This window comes from Ralstonia mannitolilytica (genome assembly GCF_905397375.1).
GTDB lineage: Bacteria > Pseudomonadota > Gammaproteobacteria > Burkholderiales > Burkholderiaceae > Ralstonia > Ralstonia mannitolilytica.
On sequence record NZ_CAJPVG010000015.1, the window covers coordinates 21,490 to 39,311 of the forward strand.

14 protein-coding genes are annotated in these 17,822 nt (G+C 65.5%); 13 read left to right on the top strand and 1 reads right to left on the bottom strand.

The features are described 5' to 3' along the window. The first annotated feature begins 5 nt into the window (after positions 1-5). The 6 genes from KHN96_RS20585 (at position 6) to zapE (ending at position 9,220) form a co-directional block, all read left to right on the top strand. Complete coding sequence (locus KHN96_RS20585) at positions 6-1,103, top strand: sn-glycerol-3-phosphate import ATP-binding protein UgpC (protein WP_045786634.1); 1,098 nt, start codon at positions 6-8, stop codon at positions 1,101-1,103. Then, complete coding sequence (gene ugpQ / locus KHN96_RS20590) at positions 1,100-1,858, top strand: glycerophosphodiester phosphodiesterase (protein ID WP_062737533.1); 759 nt, start codon at positions 1,100-1,102, stop codon at positions 1,856-1,858. The genes KHN96_RS20585 and ugpQ overlap by 4 nt, the downstream gene beginning before the upstream one ends. 288 nt (positions 1,859-2,146) lie before the next feature. Then, a complete protein-coding gene (locus KHN96_RS20595) occupies positions 2,147-5,011 on the top strand; it encodes a 2-oxoglutarate dehydrogenase E1 component (RefSeq protein WP_082062819.1) in 2,865 nt (954 codons plus the stop codon). A gap of 137 nt (positions 5,012-5,148) precedes the next feature. Continuing rightward, positions 5,149-6,408, top strand: coding sequence for a 2-oxoglutarate dehydrogenase complex dihydrolipoyllysine-residue succinyltransferase (gene odhB / locus KHN96_RS20600; RefSeq protein ID WP_045786636.1), 1,260 nt, complete (start codon positions 5,149-5,151; stop codon positions 6,406-6,408). Positions 6,409-6,582: 174 nt separating this feature from the next. Beyond that, complete coding sequence (lpdA, locus tag KHN96_RS20605) at positions 6,583-8,019, top strand: dihydrolipoyl dehydrogenase (protein ID WP_045786637.1); 1,437 nt, start codon at positions 6,583-6,585, stop codon at positions 8,017-8,019. Positions 8,020-8,122: 103 nt separating this feature from the next. Beyond that, a complete protein-coding gene (gene zapE, locus KHN96_RS20610) occupies positions 8,123-9,220 on the top strand; it encodes a cell division protein ZapE (RefSeq protein ID WP_045786638.1) in 1,098 nt (365 codons plus the stop codon). 29 nt (positions 9,221-9,249) lie between these two features. Here zapE and KHN96_RS20615 read toward each other — a convergent pair whose 3' ends face one another. Further along, complete coding sequence (locus KHN96_RS20615) at positions 9,250-10,089, bottom strand: 2-phosphosulfolactate phosphatase (protein ID WP_045786639.1); 840 nt, start codon at positions 10,087-10,089, stop codon at positions 9,250-9,252. Between the two features lie 180 nt (positions 10,090-10,269). Between KHN96_RS20615 and KHN96_RS20620 the strand changes: the two genes are divergently transcribed. The 7 genes from KHN96_RS20620 (at position 10,270) to ccoG (ending at position 17,812) form a co-directional block, all read left to right on the top strand. Continuing rightward, complete coding sequence (locus KHN96_RS20620; protein ID WP_062737541.1) at positions 10,270-12,801, top strand: heavy metal translocating P-type ATPase; 2,532 nt, start codon at positions 10,270-10,272, stop codon at positions 12,799-12,801. Positions 12,802-12,809: 8 nt separating this feature from the next. After that, positions 12,810-12,989: a cbb3-type cytochrome oxidase assembly protein CcoS gene (gene ccoS, locus KHN96_RS20625; RefSeq protein ID WP_045786640.1), complete on the top strand. Its 180-nt coding sequence runs from the start codon at positions 12,810-12,812 to the stop codon at positions 12,987-12,989. A gap of 95 nt (positions 12,990-13,084) precedes the next feature. Next, entirely contained in the window at positions 13,085-14,542 is a 1,458-nt protein-coding gene (ccoN, locus tag KHN96_RS20630) for a cytochrome-c oxidase, cbb3-type subunit I (RefSeq protein WP_045786641.1), read from the top strand. 10 nt (positions 14,543-14,552) lie between these two features. Continuing rightward, positions 14,553-15,230 (top strand): cytochrome-c oxidase, cbb3-type subunit II, encoded by a 678-nt coding sequence (gene ccoO, locus KHN96_RS20635; RefSeq protein ID WP_045786642.1) that lies wholly within the window; start codon positions 14,553-14,555, stop codon positions 15,228-15,230. Between the two features lie 3 nt (positions 15,231-15,233). Then, positions 15,234-15,416: a cbb3-type cytochrome oxidase subunit 3 gene (locus KHN96_RS20640; RefSeq protein WP_062737534.1), complete on the top strand. Its 183-nt coding sequence runs from the start codon at positions 15,234-15,236 to the stop codon at positions 15,414-15,416. Between the two features lie 12 nt (positions 15,417-15,428). Further along, positions 15,429-16,352 carry a cytochrome-c oxidase, cbb3-type subunit III gene (gene ccoP / locus KHN96_RS20645; protein WP_045786644.1) on the top strand — a complete coding sequence of 308 codons (924 nt, stop codon included), beginning with the start codon at positions 15,429-15,431 and terminating at the stop codon, positions 16,350-16,352. Continuing rightward, positions 16,349-17,812 (top strand): cytochrome c oxidase accessory protein CcoG, encoded by a 1,464-nt coding sequence (gene ccoG / locus KHN96_RS20650; protein WP_045786645.1) that lies wholly within the window; start codon positions 16,349-16,351, stop codon positions 17,810-17,812. Before ccoP ends, ccoG begins: the two co-directional genes overlap by 4 nt. The last annotated feature ends 10 nt before the right edge of the window (positions 17,813-17,822 follow it).

Genomic DNA, 17,822 nt, shown 5'->3' on the forward strand with positions numbered 1-17,822 from the left:
TCAAGATGGCAAAACTGTCTCTACGCAACGTCCAGAAGCACTACGCCAACCTCCAGGTCGTGCACGGCATCGACATGGAAATCGGCGATGGTGAATTCATCGTCATCGTCGGCCCCTCGGGCTGCGGCAAGTCCACGCTCCTGCGCATGGTGGCGGGCCTGGAGCCCATCACCGGCGGCGAGGTGTGGATCGGCGACCGCGTGGTCAACGAACTGGAACCGGCCGAGCGCGACATCGCGATGGTGTTCCAGAACTACGCGCTGTATCCGCACATGAGCGTGTTCGACAACATGGCATATGGGCTGAAGATCCGCGGCTTGCCCAAGGCAGATATTCAAGCCCGTGTGGAGCAGGCCGCGGGCATTCTCGAACTTGGCAAGCTCCTCGATCGCAAGCCGCGGCAGCTCTCTGGCGGCCAGCGCCAGCGTGTGGCCATGGGCCGTGCGATCGTGCGTGAGCCGGCGGTGTTTCTGTTCGACGAGCCACTCTCCAACCTCGACGCCAAGCTGCGCGTGCAGATGCGCCTGGAGCTCAAGGAGCTTCACCGCCGCCTGCGCACCACCAGCCTGTACGTCACGCACGACCAGGTCGAAGCCATGACGCTGGCCGACCGCATGATGGTGCTCAACGCTGGCCGCGTCGAGCAGATCGGCACGCCGCTGGAGGTGTATTCGCGCCCCGCGAGCACGTTCGTGGCAGGCTTCATCGGTTCGCCGCCGATGAACCTGGTGCCCGTGTCACGCCATGCCGGCGGCGGCACGCAGATCCGCGTGGATGGCGCGAAGGAGGGTGATGCCGCGGCAACGCTGGGCCACCTGCCGATGGGCTTGCACCTGCCCGAGCGTGCGCTGATGGGCCTGCGTCCGGAGCATATCGAGCCATGCTCGGCGGATCAGGCCATCGCCTTCGTCGATGTGCGCGTGGTGGAAGCGCTGGGCGCCGATGCGTTCGCGTACGGCTCCCTGGCCGGGCACCCGATCGTCGTGCGCCTGGAACCGCACGCGACGGTGAAGGCAGGCGACAAGCTGCCGATCACGGCCTCGGCCGATCACCTGCACTGGTTCGACCCGCAGACGACGCGCCGCATCGAGGCCCTGGCATGAGCGACGTGCGCCCCTTGCCGGCTTGGCCGTATCCGCGCGCGATCGCGCACCGTGGCGCAGGCAAGCTCGCGCCGGAAAACACGCTGGCCGCGTTCCGCCACGGCGCCTCCTTCGGCTACCGCATGTTCGAGTTCGACGTGAAGCTGTCGGGCGACGGCGTTGCGGTGCTGTTGCACGACGCGACGCTGGATCGCACGACCAGCGGCACCGGCCGGCTCGATGCGTTCACGCTCGACCAGATCGTCCAGCTGGACGCCGGCGGCTGGCATAGCGCTGCCTACGCCGGCGAGCCGGTGCCGACGCTTGCGGCCATCGCACGCTATCTGCGCGCCAACGGCTTGCTCGCCAACATCGAGATCAAGCCGGTGCCGGGCGCGGAATGGCGCACGGGGGCGGCGGTTGCGCTCGATGCCCGCGCGCTGTGGGCGGGCGCGGACGTGCCGCCGCTGCTGTCGTCATTCTCGGAAGAGGCGTTGGCCGCCGCGCGCGATGCCGCGCCGGAACTGCCGCGTGCGCTGCTGCTCGACAAGCTGCCAGCGGATTGGCTGGCTCGCCTGCGTGCCCTCGATTGCGTGGCGCTCGACGCCAACCACCGCGAACTGACGCCGGAGATCATCGCGCAGGCCCACGCGGCAGGCTTCCGCGTCTGTTGCTACACCGTCAACGACGTCGACCGCGCGCAGCGGCTGTGGAGCGCCGGACTGGACGGATTGATCACCGATTGGGTGGACCGCATCTCGCCGGCCGGAATGTGATCAAAGTCATGCTTTCGACGCGATAAAGCAACGTTTCATTGTCGCGTCAAAGAACCGGAATATTGATCATAAACGTGCTATGCTTCCTGTCCGTGAAGACTTAGGTCCTTCCCGCACAACTTGTCTGTAAAAGCTGTCTCGGTCCCTCCTTCCCGCCACGCGAGATCCGGTCCGACCAGGTGATTTCAGGCGATTCAAAGTTTGCGATCCGCTAACCGGTCAAGCCGTGTCGCGGAAGGTTGATGAACCCGCTGAACTCCGGCAGACCCGGAGAAAAGTGAGCGCCCCATGACTGAGCTGTACAAGCAGTACCTGGACACCTCGTACCTGTCCGGTGGCAATGCCGCCTACGTTGAAGACCAGTACGAAGCGTATCTGCAAGATCCCACGTCCGTTAGCGAGGCACTGCGCGCCTATTTCGATGCGCTGCAGAACGTCCCCGCCGTCGACGGCTCGAACGCCCGGGATATCCCCCACGCCCCGATCATCACGTCGTTTGCCGAGCGCGCCAAGCAAGGCCCGATCCGCACGATCGTCGCCTCTGCCGACTCCGACATGGGCCGCAAGCGCGTGGCCGCGACGCAGCTGGTTGCCGCGTACCGCAACGTGGGCCTGCGCTGGGCCGACCTGGATCCGCTCAAGCGCCAGGAGCGCCCGCCGGTTCCGGACCTCGACCCCGCTTTCTACGGCTTTACCGAAGCCGACCAGGACATCATCTTCAATGCCAGCAACACGTATTTCGGCAAGGAGTCGATGAGCCTGCGCGAGCTGATCAACAACCTGCGCGAAACCTACTGCGGCTCCATTGGTGCCGAGTTCATGTACATCAGCGACCAGGCGCAGAAGCGCTGGTGGCAGGAGCGCCTGGAGTCGATCCGCTCCAAGCCGACCTTCTCGGCTGAAAAGAAGAAGCACATCCTGGAACGCCTGACGGCCGCCGAAGGCCTCGAGCGCTTCCTCCATACCAAGTACGTCGGCCAGAAGCGCTTCTCGCTCGAAGGCGGCGAGAGCTTCATCGCGGCGATGGACGAACTGATCCAGCACGCCGGTGCCAAGGGCGTTCAGGAAATCGTCATCGGCATGGCCCACCGCGGCCGTCTGAACGTGCTGGTCAACACGCTCGGCAAGATGCCGGCCGACCTGTTTGCCGAATTCGAAGGCAAGCACGTGGACGACTTGCCGGCCGGCGACGTGAAGTACCACAAGGGCTTCTCGAGCGACGTGACCACGCCGGGCGGCCCCGTGCACCTGTCGCTGGCGTTCAACCCGTCGCACCTGGAAATCGTCAACCCTGTCGTGGAAGGCTCCGTCAAGGCGCGCCAGGAGCGCCGCGGCGACAAGACCGGCGAGCAGGTGCTGGCCGTGCAGGTGCACGGTGACGCGGCCTTCGCCGGCCAAGGCGTCGTGATGGAAACGCTGAACCTCGCCCAGACGCGCGGTTACGGCACGGGCGGCACGATCCACATCGTCATCAATAACCAGATCGGTTTCACGACGTCGGACCCGCGCGATTCGCGCTCGACGCTGTACTGCACCGACGTCGTCAAGATGATCGAGGCGCCGGTGCTGCACGTGAACGGCGACGATCCGGAAGCCGTCGTGCTGGCCATGCAACTGGCCATCGACTTCCGCACCGAGTTCAAGAAGGACGTGGCGGTCGACATCATCTGCTACCGCAAGCTCGGCCACAACGAGCAGGACACGCCGGCAATGACGCAGCCGCTGATGTACAAGAAGATCGGCCAGCACCCCGGCACGCGCAAGCTGTACGCAGACAAGCTCGTCACGCAGAACACGCTGAAGCCGGAAGAGCCGGACGCGCTGGTGCAGGAATACCGCGCCGCCATGGACGCCGGCAAGCACACGGTCGACCCGGTCCTGTCGAACTTCAAGAACAAGTTCGCCGTGGACTGGATGCCGTTCCTGAACCGCAAGTGGACGGATGCCGCCGACACCGCCGTGCCGATGGCCGAGCTCAAGCGCCTGGCCGAGCGCATCACCACGATCCCCGAGCAGTTCAAGCTGCACCCGCTGGTGGAGAACGTCGTCAACAACCGCGCCAAGATGGGCAAGGGCGAGCTGCCGCTGGACTGGGGCATGGGCGAACACCTCGCCTTTGCGTCGCTGGTGGCATCGGGCTACCCGGTGCGCATCACCGGCCAGGATGCCGGCCGCGGTACGTTCACGCACCGCCACGCTGTGCTGCACGACCAGAACCGCGAGCGCTGGGATGCCGGTACGTACGTCCCGCTGCAGAATGTGTCGGACAACCAGGCACCGTTCACCGTGATCGACTCGGTGCTGTCCGAAGAAGCCGTGATGGGCTTCGAGTACGGCTACTCGACGGCCGAGCCGAATGCACTCGTCATCTGGGAAGCCCAGTTCGGTGACTTCGCCAACGGTGCGCAGGTCGTCATCGACCAGTTCATCTCGTCGGGTGAAGTGAAGTGGGGCCGCGCCTCGGGCCTGACGCTGATGCTCCCGCACGGCTATGAAGGCCAAGGCCCGGAGCACAGCTCGGCGCGCCTGGAGCGCTACCTGCAGCTCTGCGCAGACCACAACATGCAAGTGGTGCAGCCGACCACGCCGGCGCAGATTTTCCACCTGCTGCGTCGCCAGATGATCCGCCTGTTCCGCAAGCCGCTGATCATCCTGACGCCGAAGTCGCTGCTGCGCAGCAAGGATGCCGTCTCGCCGCTGTCGGACCTGGCCAAGGGCCACTTCGAGACGGTCATCGGCGACACGGCCGAAGACCTGAACGCGGCCAAGGTCAAGCGCGTGGTCGCATGCTCGGGCAAGGTCTACTACGACCTCGTCAACGCCCGCAAGGAGCGTGGCCTGACCGACACCGCGATCATCCGCGTGGAACAGCTCTATCCGTTCCCGCACAAGGCGTTCGCGGCTGAGCTGAAAAAATACCCGAATCTGACCGAGGTGGTGTGGTGCCAGGACGAGCCGCAGAACCAGGGCGCCTGGTTCTTCGTGCAGCACTACATCATGGAAAACATGACAGAAGGTCAGAAGCTGGGCTACGCGGGCCGCCCGGCCTCTGCATCGCCGGCAGTGGGGTACTACGCGAAGCACAACGAGCAGCAGAAGGCGCTGATCGACGCAGCATTCGCCAAGCTCAAGGGCTTCGTGCTGACCAAGTAAGCGACGCGCGCACCAGGGCGGCAGCTTCGGCTGTCGCCTTGGCGCATCTCCGCTCCCGATTTCACCGTTTACCGAATAGAAGCGCCGCGTCGCAAATGCAATCGAGCGCGCGCACATGAATCCAAGGAACCACTGAAATGGCTATCGTTGATGTCAAGGTCCCGCAGTTTTCCGAGTCCGTTGAAGAAGGCACGCTGATCTCCTGGAAGAAGAAGCCGGGCGAAGCCGTGGCCCAGGACGAAATCCTGATCGAAGTCGAAACCGACAAGGTCGTGCTGGAAGTGCCGGCGCCGGCCGCTGGCGTGCTGGCCGAGGTGCTGGTGGCGGACGGCGCGACCGTCACGTCGGAGCAGCTGCTGGCCAAGATCGACACCGAAGGCAAGGCTGGCGCTGCCGCCCCGGCCGCCGCCGCACCGGCGCCTGCAGCAGCTGCACCGGCTCCGGCCGCCGCTGCGCCGGCACCGGCTGCCGCAGCCACGGGTGGCGTGGCCATGCCGTCGGCCGCCAAGCTGATGGCCGAGAACAACCTGTCGGCTGGCCAGGTGGCCGGCACGGGCCGCGATGGCCGCATCACCAAGGGCGACGTGCTGGGTGCCGTGGCCGGTGGCGCCAAGCCGGCTGCTGCCGCGGCTCCGCAAGCCGCACGTCCGGCGCTGCAGCAAGTGGCGGCGCCCGTGGACTTCGCTGCCCTGGGCGACCGTCCGGAAGAGCGCGTGCCGATGAGCCGCCTGCGCGCCCGTATTGCCGAGCGCCTGATCCAGTCGCAGTCGACCAACGCAATCCTCACCACCTTCAACGAAGTCAACATGAAGCCGGTGATGGACCTGCGAGCCAAGTTCAAGGACCAGTTCGAGAAGACCCACGGCGTGAAGCTGGGCTTCATGTCGTTCTTCGTGAAGGCGGCTGTCCACGCGCTGAAGAAGTACCCGATCCTCAACGCCTCGGTGGACGGCAACGACATCGTCTACCACGGCTACTTCGACATCGGTATCGCGGTCGGCTCGCCGCGCGGCCTGGTGGTGCCCATCCTGCGCAATGCCGACCAGATGAGCCTGGCCGACATCGAAAAGAAGATCGCCGAATTCGGCCAGAAGGCCAAGGACGGCAAGCTGACGCTGGACGACCTGACCGGCGGCACGTTCTCGATCTCGAACGGCGGTACGTTCGGCTCGATGCTCTCCACCCCGATCATCAACCCGCCGCAATCGGCCATCCTGGGCGTGCACGCTACCAAGGAGCGCCCGGTGGTCGAGAACGGCCAGGTCGTGATCCGTCCGATCAACTACCTCGCCATGTCGTACGACCACCGCATCATCGACGGCCGCGAAGCCGTGCTGGGCCTGGTGGCGATGAAGGAAGCGCTGGAAGACCCGGCCCGCCTGCTGCTGGATCTGTAAACCTGCCCACGGTCCTGTTGCGCGACCCGATCTTGAACCTGCGATGTTCACCGTACCCATGTACGGTTGCACGTCTCGGATCAACTTCGGGCCGCTCGCAACGGACGTGAACAGGTTGAAACCGATTGTTGACGTTTCCGCTTGAGTGGAAACGACGGACCAAAGGATTTCTCCATGAGCAAACAATTTGACGTGCTGGTGATCGGCGCCGGCCCCGGCGGCTACATCGCCGCCATCCGCGCTGGCCAGCTGGGCCTGAACGTGGCGTGCTGCGAAGGCAATGCCTATGACGATCCGAAGAGCGAGCCGCGTCTGGGCGGCACGTGCCTGAACGTGGGCTGTATTCCGTCCAAGGCGCTGCTGGCCTCGTCCGAAGAATTCGAGAACGTGAACCACCACCTGGCCGACCACGGCATCACGGTGGACGGCGTCAAGGTCGACGTGGCCAAGATGCTCAAGCGCAAGGACGACATCGTCGGCAAGATGACCAAGGGCATCGAGTTCCTGTTCCGCAAGAACAAGGTGACGCTGCTCAAGGGCTACGGCAAGTTCGTCGGCAAGACCGACGCCGGCTACCAGGTCGAGATCGCGGGCAAGGCCGGCACGGAAGTCGTGACTGCCAAGCACGTGATCATCGCCACGGGCTCGAAGGCGCGCCACCTGCCGAACGTGCCGGTGGACAACGTGACCATCGCCGACAACGAAGGCGCGTTGAAGTTTGCCGAAGTGCCGAAGAAGCTGGGCGTGATCGGCGCTGGCGTGATCGGCCTGGAGCTGGGCTCGGTGTGGCGCCGTCTGGGTGCCGAAGTGACGATCCTCGAAGCGCTGCCGAGCTTCCTCGGTGCGGCGGACGAATCCGTAGCCAAGGAAGCCAACAAGCTGCTGACCAAGCAGGGCCTGAAGATCAACGTCGGCGTGAAGGTTGGCGAGATCGAATCCTCCGCCAAGGGCGTGAAGGTCAACTACACCGACGCCGCCGGCGCTGCGCAGGTGCTGGAGTGCGACAAGCTGATCGTCTCGATCGGCCGCGTGCCGAACACCGACAACCTGGGTCTGGAAGCGATCGGCCTGGCGACGGACCAACGCGGCTTCATCGAGGTGGACGACCACTGCGCGACCAAGCTGCCCAACGTGTGGGCGATCGGTGACGTGGTGCGCGGCCCGATGCTGGCGCACAAGGCTGAAGACGAAGGCGTGGCGGTCGCCGAGCGCATCGTCGGCCAGAAGCCCCACATCGACTACAACTGCATTCCGTGGGTCATCTACACGTACCCGGAAATCGCATGGGTCGGCAAGACGGAGCAGCAGCTCAAGGCCGAGGGCCGCGAGATCAAGGCCGGCCAGTTCCCGTTCATGGCCAACGGCCGTGCGCTGGGCATGGGCGCATCCGATGGCTTCGTCAAGGTCATCGCCGATGCGAAGACCGATGAGATCCTGGGCGTGCACGTGATCGGCGCCAACGCGTCGGACCTCATCGCCGAAGCTGTGGTGGCGATGGAGTTCAAGGCTGCGTCGGAAGACATCGGCCGCATCTGCCACCCGCACCCGTCGATGTCGGAAGTGATGCGCGAAGCCGCGCTGGCCGTCGACAAGCGTCAGCTCAACATGTAATCGCACGCCGCCAGGCGAGCACACGGTGCCCGGTCATCCACAAGATGCCGGGCATCGGTCCATTTGAGCCGCTAAAAGGCCGGCGCTACGCACTTTCAAGCAGATGAACGTCCAGGAAACCTACCGACAGGAACTGAAGGCACGGGGCTACCAGCCCGACGAGGCGCAGCAGCGTGCCGTCGATCGCCTGCAGCAGTGCTACGACGAATGGGTCGCCTACAAGGCTCGGCGCTCGAATGCCCTGCGCAAGATGCTGGTGCGTCCGGACCTGCCGCGCGGCGTCTACATGTGGGGCGGGGTGGGGCGCGGCAAGTCGTTCCTGATGGACGCGTTCTACAGCTGCGTGCCCGTGGTGCGCAAGACGCGGCTGCACTTTCACGAGTTCATGCGCGAGGTGCATCGTCAGCTGGAGGAGCTGCGCGGTCGCGCCGATCCACTGGACGAACTCGCACGCCGCATCGCAAAGCGGTACCGGCTGATCTGCTTCGATGAGTTCCACGTCAGCGATGTGGCCGATGCAATGATCCTGCACCGCTTGCTGGACCAGTTGTTCGCCAACGGCGTGCAGTTCGTGATGACGTCGAACTATCGGCCTGACCAGCTGTACCCCGACGGGCTGCACCGCGAACGCGTCCTGCCCGCGATTGCGCTGCTGCAGGAGAAGCTCGACATCCTGAACGTCGACGCCGGCGTCGACTACCGCAAGCGCGCGATGGAGCAGGTGCAGGCGTATCACACCCCGCTGGGCGCCAAGGCCAACTCGGCGCTGCGCGATGCGTTTGCCGCCGTGGCCGAAGTGCCGGACGAATCGCCGGTACTGCATATCGAACATCGCGAAATCCGCGCCCAGCGCAAGGCGGGAGGCGTGGTGTGGTTCGATTTCGCCACGCTGTGTGGCGGGCCGCGCTCGCAGAACGACTATCTGGAGATCGCCTCGCGCTTTCACACCGTCATCCTGGCCGATGTGCCGAAGATGACGCCGCGCATGGCGTCCGAGGCGCGCCGCTTCACCTGGCTGATCGACGTGTTCTACGACCACAAGGTCAAGCTGCTGATGTCGGCCGAGGTGCCCGCCGACGAGCTGTACACCGAGGGCCAGATGGCCCACGAGTTCCATCGCACTGTCTCGCGCATCATCGAGATGCAGTCGCGCGAATACCTCGAGTCGCCGCGGCGCGACATCGATACGTCACTGACCTGACGGCACCTCCGCCGCCGCGTGCCGGCCGATCAGTGCGGCAGCGGCGGATTGCGGTGCGACGGCGGCACCGGGGCCGGGCGCAGGCTCGCGCCAAAGAAATCTTGCGGCGCGCGCTCGGTCTTGCGGTTCACGTTGCGGAATGCGCCTTCCACGAGCATCGGCGCGACGTCGCTCACGTCGGTCTGCGCAGCGATGGTCACGTCTTCTGCAAAGCCGCGTTCGCACAGTTCGCGGCCGGACACCGAATCGAGCAGCCACGTCTTGATCATGCCGGTCTGCGATGCTTCACGGTAGATCGCGCGCGCCGCCAGCGCCTCGGGCGACAGCGCCTGCGGCAGGAAGCCCGCCACCGTTTCCGACAGGTGATGCACGATGGCCCCGGCTGCGAGCCAGTCTTCAAGGGCTGGGCGCAGACTGCCGTCCGCCCAGCGCTCGCCCGAAGCGACGACCGCCACGCGCCGGCCCAGGCGCGAAGCGGCTTCCGCCACTGCGCGCGCATTGCGCAGGCAGCCCGCGAATGTCGGCGTGGAACCCGTGGCCAGCGCCAGCGTTGCCCCGTTGGGGGACGGCAGGACGAGGCTGCTGCCCGCCGGCAGTCCACGCAGTGACGCCGGCGAGAGCGTATAGCCCGGCTGGCTCCGGTTATTGCCCGCGAGCATGGCGCCGGCGCGCCGGGCAAACGTTTCTGCACTGCCATCTCGCCAGGGGTATGGATAGATACGTGCGCCGCGCGCCACGGCGACGTCCACACAGGTGCAGAACGACAGCACGTCGACCACGATGACTGCGTCGCAGTGCGGCGCCAGGGCAGAGGCCCCGTGCTCGCCCCATTCACAGTGGATGTTGTACAGGCTGAATTCGGTTGCCACGTCGCGCCCTCCTGTTTGCCCGGTGCAGTTTTTTACTATAGGCGCCGATTCATTCTTGCGTGAGGGTGACCAGCCGCGGCGAGTGCAGTAATCGCCGCAAATGCTCCCACGCCTTGAATCGCCAAGCCTTGATACGCATCAAGGGCCAGCACGCCGGGGCCCGCTAGCATGGTCTTCATCATGAGGACCACCCTTGCCCCCAGCCCCTCCCTGCCGGTCGATGGCGGAGGGTCGCTTCGCCTTGCGGGGGCCTCGAGCGTCGCTTGCTATCACTGTGCGGCGCCGTTGGAAGGGGCGGCTCCGCTGCGCGCTGATATCGCCGGACAGCGGCGCGACTTCTGCTGCGCCGGCTGCCAGGTCGTCGCACAGACGCTGCACGCCTCCGGCATGGGGCACGTCTACGACGGCCCCATCGCATTTGCCAAGCCGATCGACGGCGAGCGCCGCACCGAGGCCGAAGCCGTGTGGGCGACCTATGATCTGCCGGTCATGCGCGAACGCTTCGTGCGTGCGCGTGCTGATGGCACGGAAGAACTGGCTCTCGTCCTGGTCGGCATGCGTTGCGCGGCCTGCGTCTGGCTCATCGAGCGTGCGTTGTCGCAGGTGAAGGGCGTGCGTGACGTGACCGTGAACTACGCCACGGAACGTGCGCGCATCGTTTGCGATGCCGGCGCCACGCAGTTCTCCAGCGTGTTTGCCGCCATTGCGGACGTCGGTTACGAGGCATGGCCGGACCAGCCCTCGGTGCGCCGCACGGCCGAGGCCCGTGAGCGCCGCAGCCTGCTGATCCGCCTGGGCATTGCCATGGTCGGGATGATGCAGGTGATGATGTATGCGTGGCCGGTGTATCTGCATGGTAGCGATATTCCGCTTAGCCAGACGCGCCTCATGCAGTGGGCAAGCCTTGCGCTGACGGTGCCCGTGATGCTGATTTCGGCGCGGCCGATGTTCGTCAGTGCGTGGCAGCAACTCCGCCACGCGCATGTCGGCATGGATGTGCCGGTCGCGCTCGGCATAGGCGCCGCCTTTGGCGCGAGCGTGTTGGCCACCGTGCGCGGTCACGGTGAAACGTATTTCGACTCGGTGACGATGTTCGTCGCCTTCCTGCTCGCGGCGCGTTATCTCGAGCTGCGCGCCCGGCAGAGCGCAGTGTCCGGCGCCGAAGCGCTGGTGCGCCAGTTGCCGGCCACGTGCCGACGGATCGACGCGGCGACAGGCGCCCTCGAGACCATTCCGGTGGCGCTGCTTCAGCCGGGCGATTGCGTCGAAGTGCGCGCCGGCGAAGTCCTGCCGGCCGACGGCGCCATTGAGCGGGGCGCTACCGAGATCGACGAATCGCTCCTCTCCGGTGAAAGCCTGCCGCAACCGCGCGATGTCGGTGCGACGGTGCTGGCCGGCAGCTACAACGTGGCCAGTGCCATTCGCGTGCGCGTGGGGCGTGTTGGAGCGCAGACGCGCCTGTCCGCGATTGTCGATCTGCTCGAACGTGCGTTGACTGACAAGCCGCGCATTGCGGAACTCGCCGATCGGGTAGCGGGGCGCTTTGTGGCGGTCGTGCTCGGCTGGGCGCTGTTGGCTGCAGTGGCGTGGTGGTGGATCGACCCGTCACGCATGTTTGCCGTCACGGTGGCGGTGCTGGTGGTGAGTTGTCCGTGTGCGCTGTCGGTGGCAACGCCTTCTGCGCTGGCAGCAGCCAGTGGAGCGCTGGCGCGGCGCGGTGTGCTGGTCACGCGCGGCCACGCCATCGAACACCTCGCCGCCGTCACCGATGTGCTGCTGGACAAGACAGGCACGCTCACCGAAGGCCGACTGCGCCTGGTGCGCATCGAGACCTTCGCCGACGTCGATGCGGAATCGTGCCTCGCGATAGCCGCGGCCATGGAGCAATCCGAAAACCATCCGATCGCGCAATCGCTGCGCTCGGCCGCGTCCGGATGGGCTGCCGAGCCCGAGGTGTCGGCCGTGACAAATGTGCCTGGACAGGGCGTCCACGCCCGTGTCGGAGACAGCACGATGCGCTTGGGTGTGCGGTCGTTCGCGGCACGGCGTTATGCGGATGAGCCCCCGCGCTCGCTGCGCTATGGCTGCGAACCGCCGATGCAGGAGGCACCGCCCGATGCGGCGTGCACGTCGGTCTGGCTTGGCCGCGACGGGTCGCCGCTGGCGTGCTTCACGCTGGCCGATGTGCCGCGCGCCGATGCGCGTGCCTGCCTCGACGCGCTGCGTGCGCAGGGGCTGTGCCTGCATCTGGTGTCGGGTGATTCGCCTCAAACCGTGCAGTGGTGGGCGAACGGCCTTGGCATAGACCATGCCGTCGGCGGTGCCAGCCCCGAAGACAAGCGTGCCTATGTGCGCAGGCTGCAGGCGCGAGGCGCACACGTGCTGGCCGTGGGCGACGGCATCAACGATGCGCCGCTGCTCGCGCAGGCGCAGGTCTCCATCGCGATCGGCTCGGGCGCGCCGCTCGCGCAGGCCGGCGCGGACGCCGTGCTGACGGAGCCGCGCCTCGTCGCCATCAGTGAAGCCATATCGATCGGACGCCGCACCATGCGCGTGGTGCGCCAGAACCTCGGCTGGGCGTTCGCCTACAACGCGATCAGCATCCCGCTTGCCACGCTCGGGTGGCTCTCGCCGCTGGCTGCGGGCATCGGCATGTCGGTGTCGTCGCTGCTGGTTGCGCTCAACGCGTGGCGCCTGTCACGCGCGGCTTAGGCGGGCTCATGGAAACGCTGCTTCTGCTGATTCCGCTCTCGCTGATGCTGGTGGCGGCGATCGTCGGTGCGCTGTGGTGGGCTGTGGGTTCCGGCCAGTACGACGACCTCCGGGCCCCCGCTGAATCGATCCTGCTCGACCCCGACACGCCTGCGCGCGACGCCGTGTCGCGAGATGGAACTTCTTGACAGCGCGTGGCCCGCAGCCTTGATGCACGTCAAGGCCGGGTGGCCGCCCGCTTCTTAACATGGTCGTATTACACCAACACTCTTGGGGAGCAAGCATGGAATCGTCCAGCGCGTTGCGGCACACCCAGACCTTCAATTACCGCGTAGTGCGCCAGTTCTCGATCATGACGATCGTGTGGGGCATCGTCGGGATGGCGGTCGGTGCGCTGATCGCGGCCCAGTTGATCTGGCCGCAACTGAATTTTGGCGTGCCATGGCTGACGTACGGCCGGCTGCGTCCGCTGCATACCAATGCCGTCATCTTTGCGTTTGGCGGCAGCGCGCTGTTTGCCACGTCGTACTACGTCGTGCAGCGCACGTGCCAGGTGCGGCTGATTTCCGACAAGCTCGCGGCGTTCACGTTCTGGGGCTGGCAGGCGGTGATCTTGGCAGCGGCCATCACGCTGCCACTGGGCATCACCAGTTCCAAGGAATACGCCGAACTGGAATGGCCCATCGACATCCTCATCACCGTGGTGTGGGTGGCCTATGCCATCGTGTTCTTCGGCACCATCGTCAAACGCAAGACCAAGCACATCTACGTGGCGAACTGGTTCTTCGGCGCGTACATCATCACGATTGCACTGCTGCATATCGTCAACAACGCAGAGCTGCCGGTGTCGCTGTGGAAGTCGTATTCGGCCTATGCGGGCGTGCAGGACGCGATGGTGCAGTGGTGGTACGGCCACAACGCGGTGGGATTCTTCCTGACCACCAGCTTCCTCGGGATGATGTACTACTTCGTGCCCAAGCAGGCGGAGCGCCCGATCTATTCGTACCGTCTGTCGATCGTGCACTTCTGGGCGCTGAACTTCACCTACATGTGGGCAGGCCCGCACCACCTGCAGTACACCGCGCTGCCGGACTGGGCGCAATCGCTCGGCATGGTGTTCTCGCTGATTCTGCTGGCGCCGTCGTGGGGCGGCATGATCAACGGGATCATGACCCTCTCGGGTGCCTGGCACAAGCTGCGCACCGATCCGATCCTCAAGTTCCTGGTGGTGGCGCTGTCGTTCTACGGCATGGCGACGTTCGAGGGCTCGATGATGTCCATCAAGACCGTCAACGCGCTGTCGCACTACACCGACTGGACCATCGGCCACGTGCACTCCGGCGCGCTGGGCTGGGTGGCGATGATCACCATCGGCTCGATGTACTACATGATTCCGCGCCTGTTCGGCCAGCAGCGCATGTACAGCACGCGCCTGATCGAAGTGCACTTCTGGGTGGCGACCATCGGCGTGGTGCTCTACATCGCTGCCATGTGGGTTGCCGGTGTGATGCAGGGCCTGATGTGGCGCGCCACCGAGGCCGACGGTACGCTCACCTACAGCTTTGTCGAAGCGGTGAAGGCAACGTATCCGTTCTACGTGATCCGCTTGCTCGGGGGGCTGTGCTTCCTCGGCGGCATGCTTCTGATGGCCTTCAACGTGTTCAAGACCATCCAGGGCAGCAAGGCGGTCGACGCACCCATTCCTCAACCCGCGCAGGCACCGCTGGTCGCGGCACAGTGAGGAGACGAACATGAGCAACGCATCCAAGAAGTTCTTCTCGCACGAGACACTGGAGAAAAACGTCGGTCTGCTGATCGCGCTGACGCTCGTCGTCGTCAGCATTGCCGGGCTCGTGCAGATCGTGCCGCTGTTCTTCCAGCATTCGACCACCGAGCCGGTCAAGGGCATCGCGCCGTATTCGCCGCTGCGGCTGGCCGGGCGCGACATCTACATCCGCGAAGGCTGCGTCGGCTGCCACTCGCAGCAGGTGCGCACGCTGCGTGCGGAGACCGAGCGCTACGGGCACTACTCGCTGGCCGGAGAATCGGTGTTCGATCACCCGTTCCTGTGGGGCTCCAAGCGTACCGGTCCGGATCTGGCGCGGGTGGGCCAGCGCTATTCCGACGACTGGCATCGCATCCACCTGCGCGACCCGCGCGAGGTGGTGCCTGAGTCGAACATGCCGTCTTACGCGTGGCTTGCCAAGACGCCGCTCGACAACCGCGACATCGAAACGAAGATGCATGTGCTGCGCCAGCTTGGCGTGCCGTACACCGATGCGCAGATTGCCGGTGCACGCGAGCAGCTTGCCGGCAAGACCGAGGAAGACGCCGTGGTGGCCTATCTGCAGGGCCTCGGCGTGGAACTGCGCAACGTGGGCGATGTGGCCGCAGCCGCCGCGCCGTCCACGGTGGCGGCAAAGGAGTAAACCATGGCCATGTTGAGTGCAATCGCTACGGCAGTGTTTCTGGTGCTGTTCGTGGGCATCTCCTGGTGGGCATTCTCGGCGCATCGTCGCGCCGCCAATGCCGAATCGGCGATGCTGCCCTTCATGCTGCCTGATGAGGCTGAGGTCGCCGGGGCGAGCATCGATGCGTCGCACCCGCGTCAATAAGGACACCCAATCATGAGCGACTTCATTTCCGATTTCTGGGGGTACTACATCGCGGCGATAGCCCTGGTGGGCATCGCGTGGTGCGTGTGGCTGCTGTTCTCGCAGCGGCGTATCCAGATCGCCCCGGGGCAGAAGGCGGGCGACGATACCGGTCACGTATGGGACGGCGACCTGCGCGAGCTGAACAATCCGCTGCCGCGCTGGTGGATGTGGATGTTCCTGCTGTCGTGCATCTTTGCCGTGGCGTACCTGATCCTCTATCCAGGGCTCGGTGCCTATGGCGGCGTGCTCGGGTTCTCCACGCGTGGCGAGCTGGCCGCGCATCGGGCCGCGGCCGATGCGCAGGTACGGCCCGTCTACGAGCGCTACGCGAGCATGGACATCAAGCAGATCGCCGCAGACCCGCAGGCGCACGAGATCGGCCAGCGCCTGTTCCTGAACAACTGCGCGCAGTGCCACGGCTCCGACGCCGGCGGCTCCAAGGGCTTCCCGAATCTGACCGACAACGACTGGCTGTACGGCGGCGATCCGGACACGATCCTGACGACGATCACCAAGGGGCGGCAGGGCACGATGCCGTCGCTGGCTGGTGTGGTCGATGCCAACCAGGCGGTGAATGTGGCGAACTATGTGCGCTCGCTCTCGGGCCTGTCGTACGACCCGATCAAGGCAGCGCGCGGCGAGCCCACGTTCAAGTCCGTCTGCGCGGCCTGCCACATGGCCACCGGCAAGGGCAACCAGGCACTGGGCGCGCCCAACCTGACCGACCGCACGTGGCTGTACGGCAGTTCCGAAGCGACCATCGTCGAGACCATCCTCAAGGGCCGCAGCAACACCATGCCGGCACACGAGAACCTGCTGTCCCCCGAAAAGATCCGCATGCTCGCCGCCTACGTGTGGGGCCTGTCGAACACGGGCGCGGGCGCACGGCCATGAGCGATCGGGAAGCCGCCTGGCGCCCGATGGCGCCGGCCACTGCAGCCGCGGGCGCAGACGAAGGCCCGACCGAGCAGATGCTCTATGAGGTCAGGCGCAAGATCTACCCGCGCGCGGTGACAGGGGCGTTTGCCCGCTGGCGCGTCTGGCTGGTGCTCGCCACGCAGGCCGTCTTCTATGGCTTGCCGTGGTTCCAGTGGAATGGCCGCCAAGCGGTGCTGTTCGACCTGGGCGCACGGAAGTTCTACCTGTTCGGCCTCGTGCTGTGGCCGCAGGACGTGATCTACCTGACGGTGCTGCTGGTGCTGTCCGCGCTGGGGCTCTTTCTGTTTACGGCGGTGGCCGGGCGGCTCTTCTGCGGCTATGCGTGTCCGCAGACGGTCTACACCGAAATCTTCATGTGGATCGAGCGGCGCATCGAAGGCGACCGCTTCGCCCGCATCCGGCTCGACGGCGAGCGCTGGAGCCTGCGCAAGCTGCGCCTGAAGGCAGCCAAGCACGCCGCCTGGCTGCTGATCGCGCTATGGACGGGCTTCACCTTCGTCGGCTTCTTCACGCCGATCCGCGAACTGGGCCTGCAGGTGTGGACGCTCTCGCTCGGGCCGTGGCAAATGTTCTGGATGCTGTTCTACGCCTTCGCCACGTGGGGCAATGCCGGTTTCATGCGCGAGCAGGTGTGCCGCTACATGTGCCCGTATGCACGCTTCCAGAGCGTGATGGTCGACCGCGACACCTACGTCGTGACCTACGACACGCAGCGCGGCGAACCGCGCGGCAGCCGTTCGCGCAATGCCGACTTTGCAGCGCAAGGCCTGGGTTCGTGCGTTGACTGCAGCATCTGCGTGCAGGTGTGTCCGACCGGCATCGACATCCGCCAGGGCTTGCAGTACGAGTGCATCGGGTGTGGTGCCTGCATCGACGCGTGCGATCAGGTCATGGACAAGATGCGCTATCCGCGCGGCCTGATCCGCTACACGTCTGAGCGGGCCATGCTCGAGGGGCTCAACCCGAAGGAGGCTCGCCGGTACATGCTGCGCCCGCGTGTGCTGGTGTACGCGACCATCATGGTGGTGCTCGTCGCCGGCTTTGTTGCTGCGCTGGCCATGCGTCAACCGCTCAAGGTGGACGTCATCCGCGATCGCGGTGCGCTCGCGCGCGAAGTGGATGGCGGCAAGATCGAGAACGTCTATCGCCTCCAATTGATGAACGCTTCCGAGCAGCCGCTGCACGTGACCATTGCCGCAGAAGGGTTGCCGCAACTCGACGTGCAGGGCGCTCGGGGGGAATCCACCACGTTGGTGCTGCCTCCCGCAGCCAACCGTCTGCTGCCGGTGCGCGTGCGCCGACCGGCTGATGACACGGCTCCCGGTTCACACAAGATTCAGTTTGTCATCCACGCAGACAATGACAGCCACAGCCTCGTGCTGCGCGAGCCGTCCAGTTTCATCGTGCCGCGCTGAGGCGGCATCT

What these genes read in the sequence shown, in the direction of transcription:
- KHN96_RS20585 (WP_045786634.1), top strand. Translation starts at nt 6, where the DNA reads ATGGCAAAACTGTCTCTACGCAACGTCCAGAAGCACTACGCCAACCTC.
- ugpQ (WP_062737533.1), top strand. Translation starts at nt 1,100, where the DNA reads ATGAGCGACGTGCGCCCCTTGCCGGCTTGGCCGTATCCGCGCGCGATC.
- KHN96_RS20595 (WP_082062819.1), top strand. Translation starts at nt 2,147, where the DNA reads ATGACTGAGCTGTACAAGCAGTACCTGGACACCTCGTACCTGTCCGGT.
- odhB (WP_045786636.1), top strand. Translation starts at nt 5,149, where the DNA reads ATGGCTATCGTTGATGTCAAGGTCCCGCAGTTTTCCGAGTCCGTTGAA.
- lpdA (WP_045786637.1), top strand. Translation starts at nt 6,583, where the DNA reads ATGAGCAAACAATTTGACGTGCTGGTGATCGGCGCCGGCCCCGGCGGC.
- zapE (WP_045786638.1), top strand. Translation starts at nt 8,123, where the DNA reads ATGAACGTCCAGGAAACCTACCGACAGGAACTGAAGGCACGGGGCTAC.
- KHN96_RS20620 (WP_062737541.1), top strand. Translation starts at nt 10,270, where the DNA reads ATGAGGACCACCCTTGCCCCCAGCCCCTCCCTGCCGGTCGATGGCGGA.
- ccoS (WP_045786640.1), top strand. Translation starts at nt 12,810, where the DNA reads ATGGAAACGCTGCTTCTGCTGATTCCGCTCTCGCTGATGCTGGTGGCG.
- ccoN (WP_045786641.1), top strand. Translation starts at nt 13,085, where the DNA reads ATGGAATCGTCCAGCGCGTTGCGGCACACCCAGACCTTCAATTACCGC.
- ccoO (WP_045786642.1), top strand. Translation starts at nt 14,553, where the DNA reads ATGAGCAACGCATCCAAGAAGTTCTTCTCGCACGAGACACTGGAGAAA.
- KHN96_RS20640 (WP_062737534.1), top strand. Translation starts at nt 15,234, where the DNA reads ATGGCCATGTTGAGTGCAATCGCTACGGCAGTGTTTCTGGTGCTGTTC.
- ccoP (WP_045786644.1), top strand. Translation starts at nt 15,429, where the DNA reads ATGAGCGACTTCATTTCCGATTTCTGGGGGTACTACATCGCGGCGATA.
- ccoG (WP_045786645.1), top strand. Translation starts at nt 16,349, where the DNA reads ATGAGCGATCGGGAAGCCGCCTGGCGCCCGATGGCGCCGGCCACTGCA.